A 15,523-nucleotide genomic window follows, 5' to 3' on the forward strand; every position below is an offset into this window, starting at 1 on the left:
CCTTACCGTCGATCGTACCGTCATTGTTCAGATCGGTGCCACCGTTGGCAATCCAGATATCCAGCGCCGATTTTCCATCGGCACCCTTCAGGGCTTCGATCATATCGTCGGCGTCAACCGTACCGTCGCCAGTCAGGTCTTTGCCGCCATTGGCGATCCAGATGTCCAGTGCGGACTTACCGTCGGCACCCGCATCACCCTTATCGCCTTTGATGCCATGTGGGATCGTAAAACTTGAGCCATCAGTCAGGGTGATCACAATGTCACCATTGTCCTCAGTTGTCTGGCTTGCGATTCCAACACCATCCTGCCCATTGATGATCTCGTAATCTTGACCATCAATGGTCAAGACGTACCCGACTGTTTGCCCATCAACGACTTTTGGCATCACGCTGATGTCCGTGTTGGCCTCTGGCTTCGGTAAGGTAATGTGTGACCCATCGCTGAAGTTGATGATCGTATTCCCGTCACCATCAGTAGACTGGCCAGTCACCTTGATTGAATCGCCCTTATCACCTTTTTCACCATTGGAAATCGTATAAAGCTTGCCATTCAACTCAACTTTGTACCCTTTGATCTTGCCCGCCGCATCAACGATCGGGGTGACCGTTGGGGTCTTGCCATCTTCGCCGTTATAGATTGTCCCAACGATCTGACCACCCATGAGGATGTTGTAGCCAGTGACCTCTCCCGTATCAGGGTCAGTGATTGGTTCAAAGGTCGGGGTCATCGCGTCCTTGGGTTTAGCAACGTACATGACCCAGATATCCTGGCCAGCTGTGGCAAACGCGGCATCGGCCGTACTATCATCCGGCAGATTATTGATCTGACCACCGTTCATATCCGCCGTCGCATAGTAGTAGAGCGTGGAGACATCAAGTGTCCCGTTCGCATCGTCTAGGTCCAGACCTTCACCACTGATCGTTTCGGGGATCTCATAGTCTCGGCTGTAGTCATACCCAAACTCGCCACTAACCGCGACTGGTGGAATCAACTCGACCCCATTGACGTCTCGATAGACATAGTGAACAGTCCCGGCGCCTGTCTGAGCAGCAACCTTGGTATAGTTGACCGTCACTGTGATCTGATCGTCGTCGTCACTCGCTTGGGCTTGAAGCAACGTCACGACTTGATTGATCGCAACGCCATCATCGTCCAGTGTGCTACTCGTGACGCTCGTCAACGAGGCTGTGTACCCGTCAACGACCGGAATTGCAACCGTCTGCCACGGCTCATCAACCGTCCAATCCCCATGCGCAACGACCGACTGCGACGGATCGTTCTCATCTGTCGTATAGGTCCGCGACAATTCCACTTGCTGCGTCTTAAATTCAACTTTTTGCCCGTCACGAACCGTATAGATCGTCACATCGAGGGTCTTGTGCGTCTCGTCATAGTGCGCATCATCGGTGTCTTTGGGCGCCGGGTGCTCGACTAGATTAGGTTCAACAACGTCTTTGGTATAGTTGACGATCGTCGTGACTGCTTCGTCCTGATCCGCTTCAACGAGCCCAAAGGCATTGGTTGCCGCCGCGATCGTCCGGCCGTCGTCCAGCTTCGCCACATCGGTGACCGTCGCTGGGGTCGCCGTGTAACCATCAAAAATAGTCGGCGTCGTGGCCACAAAAGCGCTGTTGAGCGTCCAGTCGCCGTATTCCACTACGGTCCCGTCTGGATCGTTCGCATCAACGGTATAGGTGCGGGTGAATTCGACCGGCACCGTCTTGATCAAGAAGGTCTCACCGTCCTTGACCCCATTGATGGTCACATTCAGGAACTTGTGTGTCCCGTCATAATACGGGTCCGTCGTGGCTGGCGGCGCATCGTGCGTCTCAAGATCCGGGGTCACCTCAGTCTGGGTGTAGTTAACGGTCCGGGTCACGACGAACTGGGTGTACCCTTTGCCGCCGATCATACCGCCTTTCGTCCCATCGATGTTGCCCGTTTTTTTGCCAACACCTTGCAGATCGGCGTCGGCGATCGCGTCATTGGTGCCGGTGACGAATGCCCCAGTCGCCCCATCGATCACAGGGATCGTCTGGGCATTCGCCGGTTCTGCGGGCAGCAAGACCGTATCTGCATTACCGCCGACGCCAGAAGGATCTGTGGTCCACGGGGTGTACACTGTCTTGCCGGTCTCATCGACGGTTGCCGTGCGATAGATCGTGATCGCGCCTTCCTTGCGCTCAGCCGGCAGCCCCGCCACATCACCGGTATAAATGATGTGTTGCTCAACGGTCGCGATCAGGTACTTAGGCAACGTATCCGATGGATCACCGTCGTCCAGCACGCCGGGATCATCCGGGGTGTAGACGCGCGGTCCATCTTTGTGGTAGGTGATCGTCAGGGTCTGATCATCTGCGGTCGTCACCGTGTATGGCGTGGCCGTGTCATCCGCCGAAATAGTGTAGCCCGTGACCGTCTTGTTCAGATCCGAAAAGGTCAGCTGATCAGCCGGAAAACCGGTCAAGTCAACATGGTCCACGCCGTCTGTGTTGTGGACCGCTTGCCCTTGATCATCGATCAGCTTGACCGTCACCGTCTGCTGCTGCGCGTACGTGATCTCCAGCACGGCCCCATTGGTCGTGAAAGTGTACGCCTGAGTCGTCGGATCGCTCACGAGCTTATACCCCGACACGACCTTGTCGATCTTGGCTTGGTCAAAATCAGCTTGTGTGCCGACTTGGCCCACGAGGCTGTAGCTCTGCTCGCCGCTCGCGTTGGTCAGTGAATTACCGGACTGGTCCACCAGCTTGACGATCACCGTCACAGACGGGATCTTCTCGTACTGGATCTTGACCACGTTGTCTCCGCCGGTCACCGTGTAGGCCCTGGTCGTCGGGTCGCTAACGAGCGTGTAGCCTGGCAGGTCCTTATCGATATCCCTCTCGCTGAAATCGATCACGTCCCCGACCGCGGCTTCGATCTGATAAGTCGTGGTCTCGCCGGGCAGATCGATCACGGTGTCGGATTCGTCGACGAGTTCGACCATCACGCCGGCTTTTTTCTTATACGAGATCACGATCGGCTGATTGTCCGCGGCGATCGTGTACGGCGTTGTCGTGCCGTCGTGCACCAGCGTGTACCCCGTGATGTCCGTGTCGATCCCGAGGCTCGCAAAATCGACCGTGTCGCCGATCGCGCCGGTATAGGCGTAGGTGTTCTTCTTACTGCCGGATTCGACCAGCGCGCCTGTCGCCTGGTCGATCAACTGCACCTCGACCGTACCAGTCGGGATCTTCTTGTAGACGACTTCGATCACCTGGTCGGGCTGATCAGTGTACACATAGTGAACCGCCAATGGATTATCCACGAGTTCGTAGCCCGGCACCGTCAGGTTCAGCCCCGAGGTCACGATCGCCGTTTTCGCCGAATGCGTGCCAAGGTCGATCTCGGACAGTCCGTTCGTATTCTTGACCGGGCTACCCGCCTCGTCGACAAGCTTAGCGATCGCCTGATACTCATTTTGGGTGTAAGTGAGCGTCACGGTCTGCGCCGTTTCGCCGAAGGTCAGTGCCTTGGTGGCCCCATCATCCTTGAGCGTCCACCCACTGACGACCTTATCGAGCGTGCTAAAATCGACCGCGTCTCCGATCGTGCCGTTCAGCGTCACCGCTGCTTTGACCGTGGTCTTCGGATCGGTCGCCGACACAAAGTTGACCGTAACCGGTGCTGCGGCGGTCTTTTGGCCTTGATACGTAATATTGAGCGCGTCGAGGCCGGCGTCCTCGTACGCCTCTGCGTTCGCCAGTCCCATTTTGCTCAGCAGGGCGTTCAGGGCCGCAAAATCGCTAGCCTCGGCAATATCGCCTGCAACCGCATCCGCGATAACGTCAGGCAGCTCGACTTTGGTCTTCGCGACGTCGAACGTGTACCCTGCCGGTGGATCCAGCGGATTGAAGTCAACTTTTTCGCTATCCGCGAGCAGTTTCGACTGGGCACTGTTCGGGATCTCCTGACCGTTTTCATCAAGATACTTATAGTGAACGGTCAACCCAGCAGTCGCCGGCACGTCCCCGGTATCCCCGGTATCGCCCGTATCGCCGGTGTCCCCAGTATCGCCTGTTGTGCTCGGGCTGTCCGGAGAATCACCGACCGTGACGACCCCGTCATCGTTCGCCACGACCGCCGCTTCGATCACCAAGGGCTGGCCCATCAGCGGATGGACATAGACCGCCATGGTCCCACCGGTCTCACCAAAAAGCGCCTCGACTTGCTCGGCTGGGATCGTATAGGTGAACGCGGCCTTGCTCGGATCAAAGGCAGACGAATAAAGTGTCCACTCCGAGAGATCGGTGTTCCCAAAGTTGACCCGCACATCGTCCGTCTTGGCACCCGTATCGTTATTGAGTAACTGGACCAATTCGTTATTGGCCTTTGGATCAAGTCCCTGAACCACGACTTTGATCGGCTGATTGGTTAATAGCCGACCGTTAGCATCGACCTCCCCGGTGACGGTCACTAGGGATTTGACTTTCTCACCCAAGTGATCACCCTGGAAATTGATGCCATCTAGATCTGTTCCTGCTGTAAAGTCCTTGGTCGCGGCCTGCACGATCTGCAGCCCGGAATCGATCATCAAACTAGACCCGACCATCATGCTCCCACCGATGACCGTGCCTGCAAACATACTGAACGCGAATCGCCAAAATTTTCCGGCCTTATACATCCGGTAATTCTTGGCGACCGGATTAGTGCCCCGTAATCGCTGACTTCTCATAGTGTCCTCCTGTCATAGCAACCCCACTCAACTATGGCCAGGCCCACACATTTCCCAAAAAACTTTAGGTTTTTTACACTCTTTATACAACCAGTCTATCGAGAGTAGTTACGTCGGGCAACCATTTATTCTGATGCTTATGGAATGATACGCTGAAAAGCCCGTCAAATCAGTAACGCCATGTTCAAATCAACTTTCGTAAAAATTCTTTGCGGTTTTTGTTAGTTCAGTGGTACCCTTCCCAGAATAGACGTCAAAAGGCCGTCAGTCCGGGACTGACGGCCTTTGGCTCTCGTTGGGTGGTGCCTTCTGGTGGTCAGCCGACGCTGCCTTCCATCTCCATGCCGATCAGGCGGTTGAGCTCGACCGCGTACTCCATCGGCAACTCCTTAGTGAACGGTTCGACGAAGCCCATGATGATCATCTCGGTCGCCTGTGCCTCGGGGATCCCCCGGCTCTGCAGGTAGTAGAGCTGCTCCTCGGAGACTTTGGAGACCTTCGCCTCGTGCTCCATCGCCACGGTTGGGTTATGGATCTCATTGTAAGGGATCGTATCGGACTTGCTTCGCTCATCCATCAGGATCGTGTCGCATTCCACGTGGCAAAACGCGTTCTCCGCCTTCTTGGTGAAGCGCACGGTCCCGCGGTAATCGACACGGCCCCCGTCTTTGGCGATCGACTTCGAGACGATCGAGCTGGAGGTGTTCGGTGCGTTGTGAATCATCCGCGCCCCGTTGTCCTGATCAACGCCTTCACCGGCCACCGCGATGCTCAGCATCGTCCCGTGGGCGCCGGCCCCATCGAGGTAAACACTCGGGTACTTCATCGTCGTCTTGGAGCCGAGGTTGCCGTCGACCCATTCCATCGTCGCATTCTGCAGCGCCTGCGCGCGCTTGGTCTCCAGACTAAACACGTTTTTGGACCAGTTCTGGATCGTCGTGTAGCGGCAGTACGCGTCGTCTTGCACGAACACCTCGACCACCGCCGCGTGCAGGGAATCACTGGAGTAATTCGGCGCGGTACAGCCTTCGACGTAGTTCACATGGGCGCCCGGCGCGACGATGATCAGCGTCCGCTCGAACTGGCCTGTGTTCTCCGCGTTGATCCGGAAGTAGGACTGGATCGGCACATCGGTCTGCACGCCAGCCGGCACGTAGATGAAGCTGCCGCCGGACCAGACGGCCGAGTTCAGGGCTGCGAACTTGTTATCGCTCGGGTGGACCAGCGTCCCGAAGTACTGACGCACAAGGTCCGGATAGGCTTTGAGCGCCGAATCCATGTCCATGAAGATGATTCCGAGCTTGTCGAACTCGTCTTTCATGTTGTGATAGACCACCTCGGATTCATATTGCGCGCTCGCCCCGGCGAGGTATTTGCGCTCTGCCTGAGGCACGCCGAGGCGATCGAACGTTGCCTTGATCTCTTCGGGCACGTCATCCCAGTCCTGGTAGGTCCGATTCGTCGCCTTTTGGAAGTACAGCATGTTCTCGAGGTCCAGATCGGAGAGGTCAGGTCCAAACGGCGGCATTGGCAACTTCTGGTAGGTCTCAAAGGCCCGCAGGCGGTAGTCGAGCATCCACTCTGGCTCGCCTTTTTCGGCCGAGATCGTCCGCACAGTCGCCTCGGTCAACCCCCGGCCGGTGGAGAATACGGGACGGATATCATCTTTGAAGTCCGCCGGGTTGGTGTCCGGCAGAAAGTCGACCGCAGCTGCGACGGTCTCGTTGTTCTTAGTGTTTTTGGTCTCAGTCATGTTGTGCCCCTTCCGTTAACGCCTGCGCTGCGGCCTTCCAGGCTAACGTCGCGCACTTGATCCGCGCCGGGAACTGGTGAACGCCCCGCAGGATCGCCGCGTCGCCCAGGAGCGCCTCATCAGCCGCCTGCCCATCGATCACCAGCGTCGAGAACGTCTCGACCATCCGACTGACCGTAGCCGGTGTCTGCCCGATGATCTGATCGGTCATCAGGCTCCCCGACGCCTGGGAGATCGTGCAGCCACTGCCTGCAAACGCCGCGGCCTGGATCACCCCATCGACCACTTGCAGATCCAGCGTCAACACGTCGCCGCAACTTGGGTTGCGCACTGTGATCGTATGGGTCGGCTGCGACAGCTTGCCGTGGTGGCGCGGATGCGTCGCCTCATCAAGGATCACCTGGCGGTAAAGTTGGTCGAGTTTAGTCAGTGCCAAGAAAATACCCCCTTGCTGCGGCAACGCCGCCGATCAACCGGTCGATATCGCTGGCGTCGTTATAGAGCCCCAGGCTGGCGCGCACCGTCGCCGGAACGCCAAGGCGCGCCATCAGCGGCTGGGCGCAGTGGTGCCCAGCCCGCACGGCGATGTGCTGCTCATCCAAGAAGGTCGCCAGGTCGTGTGGATGGACCCCGGTCAGGTTGAAACTGACGATGCCGAAGCTATCGGCCGTGCCGTACAGCGTGAGCCCGTCGATCGCCGCCAGCCCCTGGCGCAGTCGGCGGATCAGCTGATCCTCGCGCGCCCGGACTGTGGACCAGTCTTGCGCCTGTAGGAACGTCAGCGCCGCGCTCAGGCCGAAGACCCCGGCGATGTCTGGCGTCCCGGCCTCGAACTTCAGTGGGACCGGCGCCCAAGTCGAGTGCGCGTCCGTCACCTCATCGATCATCTCGCCACCGAACTGGGCCGGTGGCATCGCGGCCAGGAGCGCGCGACGCCCGTACAAGACGCCGATCCCGGTGGGGCCGTACACCTTGTGGCCCGAAAACGCGAAGAAGTCGGCCCCCATGGCTTGCACATCAACGGGCATGTGCGCCACGCTCTGGGCCCCATCGACGACCACGATCCCCCCCTGGGCGTGCAGGCGGTCAGCAAGCGCCCGCACTGGGACCAACCCGCCGGCCACATTCGTGACCTGGGCGATGGCCAACAGGCGCGTCCGCGGCGTGATCAGTTGGGCCAAGGCCGCCGGGTCCGTGTTCCCATCCGCCTGCACCGGTGCCACGACGAAGCGGGCACCGACGCGCTCGGCCAGCTGCTGCCATGGGATGAAGTTGCTGTGGTGCTCGCTGGCACTGACCAGCACCTCATCTCCTGCCTGCAGGACTTGGGGGCCGAAGCTGCCTGCGACCAGGTTCAGACTATCGGTCGTTCCCCGAGTGAAGACGATCTCCTCTGCTTGCGCCGCGTTCACGAAGGCCGCGACCTGGGCCCGGATCGCCTCGTAACGCTCGGTCGTCTCAAAGGCCAGCTGATACAGCCCCCGGTGAACGTTGGCGTTGTCATTCAGGTAGTAATCCCGCAAGGCGTCAAGCACGACCTGCGGCTTTTGGCTCGTCGCCGCTGTGTCCAGGTACACTAAGTCCGGGTGTTGGGCGAAAAACGGAAATTGTTCACGCATTCTCATTCACCAAGGTTTCATCGATCGTCTCAAATAGCTCCTGCTTGAGCGTCGGATCAGTGATCTCTGCAAGCCCGGCCTCCAGGAAGCCTCGGATCACCAACCGCGAGGCCAACGCATAAGACAGCCCCCGGCTCATCAGATAGTAGAGCTGGGCTTTGTCTACGCGCGTGACCGACGCGGCGTGCCCCGCAGTGACGTCATTCTCGTCGATCAACAGGATCGGGTTCGCGTCGCCGCGTGCGCGTTCCGCCAGCATCAGCACGCGGTTCTCCTGTTGATTATCGCTGCCACGAGCGCCTTGCACGATGTGCCCGATCCCGTTGAAGATCAGGTGGGCACTCCCGGTGATCACGCCGCGTTGGTTGATGTGGCCCCGCGTCTTGCGGCCATAGTTCGTCATCGCCGTCGTGTAGCCGATGTGCTGCTTGCCGCTGGCGAGGACACCGACGTTAGCCGTCGCTTGGGCCCCTTCACCATTCAGGTTGACCGTCACTAAGCTAGCCCCCGAGTTCTGGGAAAACCCAGCCACCGTCCAGTTGAGCTGGCTGCCCGCGGCCAAGTCAGCCGTCCGCTTGATCACCGCGGTGGTCGCACGCAGCGCATCGTAGGTCAACCAGCTGACCACGGCATGCGGGGCCAGTTGCACCTGCACCCCGATCCCCAGCAGCGTGCCGCGACTGCGCCACTCTTCCTGCAAGACGACATGCGCCCCTTCGCCGACGCGGATCAGCAGGACCCCGCCCCCGTCGGCCGGCCCGGTCAAGACCAGCGGCGCTGAGGTCGTGAAGCCGGCGGGGATCTCAACGATCGTCATCTGCTGCGCGTCTTGGCGCAGCCAGGTATCCAGCTGATCGTCACTTGCAAACGCCGCCGCGGTCCCTGGCCGAACGGTCACCGCATCCGGGGCCGTCACCTGGACCATCGAAACGGGCTGGGTGTCCTTGGCCTGCTTCAAGTAGCGCGCCAGCGGGATCTTCGGCGTGCTCGGTAAGCGTTGCTCAGGCATTCGACTCACCTGCCTTGAGGTGACTATACCCCGTCTTCTCCAAGTCCTTCGCCAGCTCCGCCCCGCCGGTCTCGATGATCTGACCGTCTTTCATCACGTGGACATAATCCGGCACAATGTAATCGAGCAGGCGCTGGTAGTGGGTGATGATCAGGCTGCCGAATTCGGGGCCCCGCTGTAGGTTGACGCCCTTGGCCACGATCCGCAGCGCATCAATGTCAAGCCCCGAGTCGATCTCGTCTAGCAAGGCAAACTTCGGGTGGATCATCATCAGCTGCAGGATCTCGTTGCGCTTTTTCTCCCCGCCCGAAAACCCCTGGTTCAAGTAGCGGTCCGCCATGTTGTCCGGCATCTCCAGCGTGGCCATCGTCTGATCCAGTTGGGCCAAGAACTGCATGATCGGGATCTGGTCGTCGTCCGGACGCCGCGCGTTGATCGCCGCGCGAATGAACTCGGCGTTAGTCACCCCGGCGATCTCAGCCGGATACTGCATGCCCAGGAACAACCCGGCGCGCGCCCGCGCATCGACGGCCATCTCCAGCAGGCTCTGCCCGTCGATCAGGATATCGCCTTGGGTCACGACGTAACGGGGATTCCCCATGATGGTCTCCGCTAACGTCGACTTCCCGTTCCCGTTAGGCCCCATCAAGGCATGGACCTCGCCTGTGCGCACCGTCAGGTCGACGCCGCGCAGGATCTCTGCATGCGCCGGTTCGTCCTTGATCTTGACGTGTAGATCTTTGATCTCTAATGTACTCATCGTTTCGCCTCCACGATCTTGGCCCGTTCAACGGCCACTTTCGTTTCCATTGTACGGCATCTGACCGGGCAAAACAAACCGCTTCCAGATACAGTCATCTCGCTGAACACCGGCGCTCATCCCCCACCGATGGCACAGTTGGCGATAACGATTTCACGCCGTCCCGTGGCCGTCCCACCCCGCCAGTGAGCGGGCCAGCCGGACGTGCAGACACCAAAAAGCCGAGACACACATCAGTGTTCTCGGCTCTCCCAGCGACACCTAGGCGCCGCTAGTGACGACACTCAGTGGATGATCTCATTGGAGACTCGGCGCATGATCCGCAACAGCTCGCGGCCGTCCTGTTCGCCGATCACCTCGACCCAGCGGTAGAAGCGCTCGTGGATCGCTGCGTTCAGCGCCGTGGTGACTTCCTCACCGCGCGCGGTGAGCCGCAAGTACAACCGCCGCCGGTCGTTCGCATCGCGGTCTTGCACGATGTAGTGGTTATCCAGCAACGTCTTGATCTGCCGCGAGATCGCTGCCCGCGTGACGTGCCGGTTCTTGGCGACGTCTGAGATCGACAGGGTGTGGCCCGCCAACAGGTCGCGCATGATCAAAAATTGCTCAAAAGACAGGTTATACTGCTTCATCGGGGCGGACACCAGGTCACCCACGTACTTGAAGCCGGTCATGTACACATCGATGTAATCGTCTAACAGGTTCTGATCAGTCATCGCACACCCTTCTTTCTCCTTATAGTTCGCTCTTGATCGCCGCAATCGGCTTGGGCTTGGCGTCTTCTGTCGCACGCAGCTTATCCGCAGCAGCCGCCGTGATCACCGGCAAGTCGACGCGAAAGACTGAGCCGTGGCCCAGCGCTGAATCGACAGAGATCTGGCCATGGTAGCTTTCGACCAGCTGCTGGGCGATCGACAGCCCGAGGCCGTTGCCGCCTTTTTCCCGGCTGCGAGCCTTATCGACCCGATAGAACCGGTTGAAGACGCGGTCGCGGTCCTTGGGGCTGATCCCTTCGCCGAAGTCCTGGACCGCCAGCGAGACCCCGTCGCTGTTCTCGGCCGCCGAGACATGGATCTCCTTGCGGTCCGTCGAATACTTGAACGCATTGTCCAGCAGGATGATCAGCACCTGCTCGACGTGGTTGCGGTACATGCGCACCCAGGTCTCCCCCTTGAGGTCGTTGTCCAAGGTGAAGACGAATTCGGGGTGGATCATGCGAAAATCATTGACCACCTGATTGATGGTCTGGTTGATATCGCAGACCGCGTTCGGGAACTGAACATCGACTTGATCGGCGCGCGTCAGATCCAGCATCTCCTGGATCAGGCTCTTCATGCGCGTCACCTCTTGCAGGCTGGCCGCCAGCGACTCTTCCAATACCTCTGGGTCATCTTTGCCCCAGCGGTTGAGCAGTTGCAGGTGGCCTTCGAGGATCGCCACCGGGGTCCGCAATTCGTGGCTGACGTCTTGGACGAACTCACCTTGCTGGTCGATGAACCGCTGGATCCGGTCCAGCATCTGGTTGAATTCAGTCACCAGGTCACCGAGCTCGTCATTGCGGCGTAGCGTCGGGATCCGGATGCTGCTCTGCGGTTCCTCGTTGACCACATCGATGGTCTTCGTGATCAGCCGGATTGGCTTGAGGAACCGTCGCGCCAGGAAGAAGCCGATCAGCATCGAGATCAGCAGGGCAACGACGCAAAGGGCAGCGATCAGTTCGTAGACTTGCCGCATGGTCGCAAAAAAGTCGGACATCTGATCGGTGACCTGCACGTACCCGATCAGCTTACCGTTGACCGTTGACACGATCGGTGCGCGCCCGATCGTCCCGTTGAAGTCATGGGACTCGATCATCTCGATCTGGGTCGTGGTCGTGCGCACCAGCGGCTGATCGTTGTGCCTAGAGGAGAACAGTTGCTGGCCGTCCTTGTCGTAGATCGCCAAGCTGATATCTTCCCGCGAGATCTTTTGGATCACCGAATCGGAGAAGATACTGTCGCTTGGCACTTCTGTGAACGAATCGTCGGGCCCGTAATCGTTCGTGGTCCCTTCGATGCGTGGCACGACGGTCGCGATGGTCAGGTTATCGGCAGCGACCGGGGATAATCGTTGCTCGATCGCACTGACCGTGTCGTTGACGCTGTTTTTTTCTTGGGTGATCAAGATCTGGCGCATCACCGTGACCAAGACCAATGAGAGCACCGCAAATGTGACAAAGATCCCGACCGCCACGATGGCTGTCCACTTGAACCCAAGTGGCCACCTGCGCTTGGTGGCCGGCGTCGTTTGCGCAACGTCTGGCATCAGGAGCGCATCACGTAACCGGTTCCCCGCACGGTCTGAATATAGCTCGGCTCGCCTTGGCGGTCGATCTTGTTACGGATATAGCGCACATACACGTCCACGACGTTGGTCTCGACATCTGAGTTATAGCCCCAGACCTTGGAGAGAAGCACGTCACGCGCCAGGACGACGTTGATGTTCTCCATCAAGGTCAAGAGCAGCTCGTATTCGCGCTTGGTCAGCTCAATGATGTCATCACCGCGCCGCACGACCCGATTCTCTTTTTCGATCGTCAGGTCGCGGTACGTGATCGTCGTCTGCTTGGCGGCATTGTGCTCGCCTTCGATGCTGATCCGGCGCAACAAGGCGCGCAGGCGCGCGAGCAGTTCCTCGATCGCAAACGGCTTGACGATGTAGTCATCAGCGCCGTGGTCCAGCCCACTGACCCGATCGATCACCGAGTCACGCGCCGTCATCATGATGATCGGCGTGTTCTTGACCTGGCGCACACGCCGGCAGACCTCCAGCCCGTTGAGCTCTGGCAGCATCAAGTCCAGCAGGATCGCGTCCCAGTCTTCTGCGAGGGCGGCCTCCAGCCCGGTCCGTCCGTTGAAGTGGACGGCTGTCTCGTAGCCTTCATGCTTCAATTCCAGCTCGACGAAGCGGGCGAGGTTTTTCTCATCTTCAATAATTAAAATTCGACTCATTGTTCGACTCCTTAGGGTTGATTTGGGCGGCAAGAATTGGTGGCGTCAGCTCTCATTATCGTGCGATTGCTTGCAACGGTTTTCTCATGTGGGCCCTTGCTAGCCCAGTGTACCACAGGAGTCACGCTTTGGCTATCACATGAATATCTAAGGGATACTTTTTTGGAAAAAAATTTGACTCGTCACGGCACGCTAACCGGTCTAGTCCAAATATGTTTGTGAATATGTATAATTATTATTATCAAAAATGGACTAGGCCAAAATGGCCATAAAAAAGCGCCGAGCCCCCTCGACGCGTCCTTAGTGCTTATTGCGGCCGTGAATCGTATGCGCGCTTAGATTTATAGCCCGCCGCAAACACGGCCTTCATCTGATCGATGTGGCGCTGCTTCGTCGCAAGCGCCTTGGCGCCGAAGATGAAGCGCGCCCACTCGCGCTGGTAGCCCGGGGTCAGCGCCACAAAGAATGCCTGCATCGCAGGCTCATCGGCTAATAGGTCGGCGACCGCGGGGATGTCCGCCTCGTAGTCGGCCAAAGTCTTGGTCATTGGACCGCCTCCTTACCCCTCTATTGTGCCCGAGCGCAGCGGTCCCGTCTAGTCCTTATCTGGCGGCGAAGTCGACCCAGTAGTCGTCGAGTTGGAGCACGAGCACACTGGCGTCGACCGCCAGCACGCCGAGGTCAACGGCGTACACGATCAGCTCGGCGACGGTATCCAAGACGATCAATGCCGTCGCCCGGTCCTGCCCGGCCAGTGCCAGTTTCAGGCTAGCCAGGCCACGCTGCACCATCGGGGTCGTCCAGGCCCGCATCGGCAGCCAGGTGATCGGGATCATCAGCTGGCCCAAGAGCGTCCCCGTCACCGCCAGCGGCGCGGCCGCCCCGGCACTGGCCAGCTCCCGGTAGTAAGGCTGCTGGGCAAAGTTCACCCAGAGCTGTTCAAACGTGGTGTCGATTGATGTCGTCATCTTGACCCCTCCTTATACTAAGAGATTACGCCAACTGTCAGCTGAACCCCGCCGGGTGGCCCAAAAAAGCTGAGCCAAAATGCGGGTTCGCCCAGCGCTAGAATGCCTCGCTGCGGCCTTCGGCATAGTCGGACGGCAGCATGGGCGCCGCAGTTTGTCTCGTCCTTTAGTCTCGCGCGCAAAATGAAAAATCCGGTAAGCACTGGAAAAATCGCCAGTTCTTACCGGAACTAATCTTAGCTCGTCTGGACTAGTGGTGCGCCCAACCTTATTTTTGGCTCATGGCTCAGGCGCTCGCCAAGACGCGCTCACGCACGGGCCCTCGCACTGAGCTCGCGCAGCCCGGGCAGGCTAAGCATCGTGACCAATGAGACCAGGTAGAGGGCGGACAAGAAGCCCATCGTCACCGTCAGCGTGTAGTGATCCATCAACAACCCGATCACCACCGACGAGAAGCCACCGATCGCGCGGCCGACGTTCATGATCACGTTGTTGGCCGTGCTGCGGATCCGCGCTGGGTACAGCTGGCTGATGACCGCGCCGTAACCGCCGAACATCCCATTACTGCAGAATCCGACCACCGCACCGATCACGACCAACACAGCGCTCGAATGCGCCAGCGTGATCGCATAGACGATCAAGGCGCTCGCCGTCAAAAACGTGCCAAACGCCCACCGGGGCCCGATCGCATCCAGGATGTTCCCGAACACGACCATCCCGAGGCACATGCCAAAGATCGTCGCGATCATCCACAGGGCGGAGCCCGAGACTGACAGGCCCTGTTGCTTCTGGACGATCACCGGTAGCCAGTTCATCAGCCCGAAGTAACCGGCGATCTGCACGATCGTCATCACCATCAGCCCCAGCGTCTGGCCGGCCAGCGCCTTGGTCTTGAACAGTTCACCGAACCCGACCCGCTCATGCTTGGCTTGTGCAGCCGCCCGGGCAGTGAGGAATGCCTCTGACTCCTTGAGGTGCCGGCGCACGAAGAATGTCAGCGCAACGGGCAGCACCCCAAGCAAGAACAGGGCGTGCCAGCCCCACAGTGGCAGGATCCACCAGGCGGCCAGCGCGGCGATGATCGCGCCGACCTGCCCACCGATCGCCGCGACCGAAGTCATCCGCCCGATCTGGTGGTGATCGAAGCTCTCAGCGATCAAGGCGATCCCGACGCCGTACTCCCCACCTGCCCCGATGCCGGCGAGGAAGCGCAGGGCGTAGATCAAGTACAAGTTGTTGGCAAACGCCATCAGCGCCGTGGCGATCGCGAAGATCAAGATCGTGTGTGAGAAGGTCTTCACCCGCCCGTACCGGTCGCCGAGCAAACCAAAAAGCGCCCCGCCGACAAGCATCCCAACGTTGGTGATCGACCCGATCAGCCCCGCTGCCCCACTGGAGATGTGCAGTTCGGTGATGATCGGTGTCAACGCGAAGGATAAGAACATGATGTCCATATTCTCCAGCGAAAACCCGGATGCCGTTGACGCCATGACGAGCCGCTGCTCGCGGCTGAGTGCGGTGGTGCGCAATGTGTGTTCCATATTCAGTTGTCCTCCCAAAACGAGCGCTCTCTGTCGCCCATTATTTTGTTCTGTCTAAGCTTGCCACTGTCACCGGTGGAATGCAAGGACAAAAAAGAAGCGGGCCACCGGTCATCCGGTCCCACTTCCGCTTTGTTGGCCCGATCGAACTTGCGCGTCAGGC

12 protein-coding genes are annotated in these 15,523 nt (G+C 59.1%); all 12 read right to left on the bottom strand.

Going from position 1 to position 15,523, the window contains the following annotated elements:
- The coding region (locus tag HII33_RS10005) for a MucBP domain-containing protein (protein WP_179395651.1) at positions 1–4,720 on the bottom strand (4,720 nt) is incomplete at its 3' end.
- Between the two features lie 316 nt (positions 4,721–5,036).
- Positions 5,037–6,473, bottom strand: coding sequence for a Fe-S cluster assembly protein SufB (gene sufB / locus HII33_RS10010; protein ID WP_179395652.1), 1,437 nt, complete (start codon positions 6,471–6,473; stop codon positions 5,037–5,039).
- Positions 6,466–6,909 (bottom strand): Fe-S cluster assembly sulfur transfer protein SufU, encoded by a 444-nt coding sequence (gene sufU / locus HII33_RS10015; protein ID WP_179395653.1) that lies wholly within the window; start codon positions 6,907–6,909, stop codon positions 6,466–6,468. Before sufU ends, sufB begins: the two co-directional genes overlap by 8 nt.
- Positions 6,896–8,092 (bottom strand): aminotransferase class V-fold PLP-dependent enzyme, encoded by a 1,197-nt coding sequence (locus tag HII33_RS10020; RefSeq protein ID WP_179395654.1) that lies wholly within the window; start codon positions 8,090–8,092, stop codon positions 6,896–6,898. Before HII33_RS10020 ends, sufU begins: the two co-directional genes overlap by 14 nt.
- A complete protein-coding gene (locus HII33_RS10025) occupies positions 8,085–9,101 on the bottom strand; it encodes a SufD family Fe-S cluster assembly protein (protein ID WP_179395655.1) in 1,017 nt (338 codons plus the stop codon). Before HII33_RS10025 ends, HII33_RS10020 begins: the two co-directional genes overlap by 8 nt.
- Positions 9,094–9,861, bottom strand: a complete 768-nt coding sequence (sufC, locus tag HII33_RS10030) for a Fe-S cluster assembly ATPase SufC (RefSeq protein ID WP_179395656.1) — start codon at positions 9,859–9,861, stop codon at positions 9,094–9,096. The genes HII33_RS10025 and sufC overlap by 8 nt, the downstream gene beginning before the upstream one ends.
- A gap of 284 nt (positions 9,862–10,145) precedes the next feature.
- Positions 10,146–10,577 carry a MarR family winged helix-turn-helix transcriptional regulator gene (locus tag HII33_RS10035; protein ID WP_179395657.1) on the bottom strand — a complete coding sequence of 144 codons (432 nt, stop codon included), beginning with the start codon at positions 10,575–10,577 and terminating at the stop codon, positions 10,146–10,148.
- Positions 10,578–10,596: 19 nt separating this feature from the next.
- Entirely contained in the window at positions 10,597–12,165 is a 1,569-nt protein-coding gene (locus HII33_RS10040) for a HAMP domain-containing sensor histidine kinase (protein ID WP_179395658.1), read from the bottom strand.
- Positions 12,165–12,851: a response regulator transcription factor gene (locus tag HII33_RS10045; RefSeq protein WP_125703038.1), complete on the bottom strand. Its 687-nt coding sequence runs from the start codon at positions 12,849–12,851 to the stop codon at positions 12,165–12,167. Before HII33_RS10045 ends, HII33_RS10040 begins: the two co-directional genes overlap by 1 nt.
- Positions 12,852–13,158: 307 nt before the next feature.
- On the bottom strand, positions 13,159–13,398 hold the full coding sequence (locus HII33_RS10050; RefSeq protein WP_179395659.1) for a YdeI/OmpD-associated family protein: 240 nt from the start codon (positions 13,396–13,398) through the stop codon (positions 13,159–13,161).
- 55 nt (positions 13,399–13,453) lie between these two features.
- Complete coding sequence (locus HII33_RS10055; RefSeq protein WP_179395660.1) at positions 13,454–13,819, bottom strand: hypothetical protein; 366 nt, start codon at positions 13,817–13,819, stop codon at positions 13,454–13,456.
- A gap of 308 nt (positions 13,820–14,127) precedes the next feature.
- On the bottom strand, positions 14,128–15,360 hold the full coding sequence (locus HII33_RS10060) for an MFS transporter (protein WP_179395661.1): 1,233 nt from the start codon (positions 15,358–15,360) through the stop codon (positions 14,128–14,130).
- Positions 15,361–15,523: the final 163 nt, after the last annotated feature.

This window comes from Lacticaseibacillus absianus (assembly GCF_013407595.1).
Taxonomy (GTDB): Bacteria; Bacillota; Bacilli; order Lactobacillales; family Lactobacillaceae; genus Lacticaseibacillus; species Lacticaseibacillus absianus.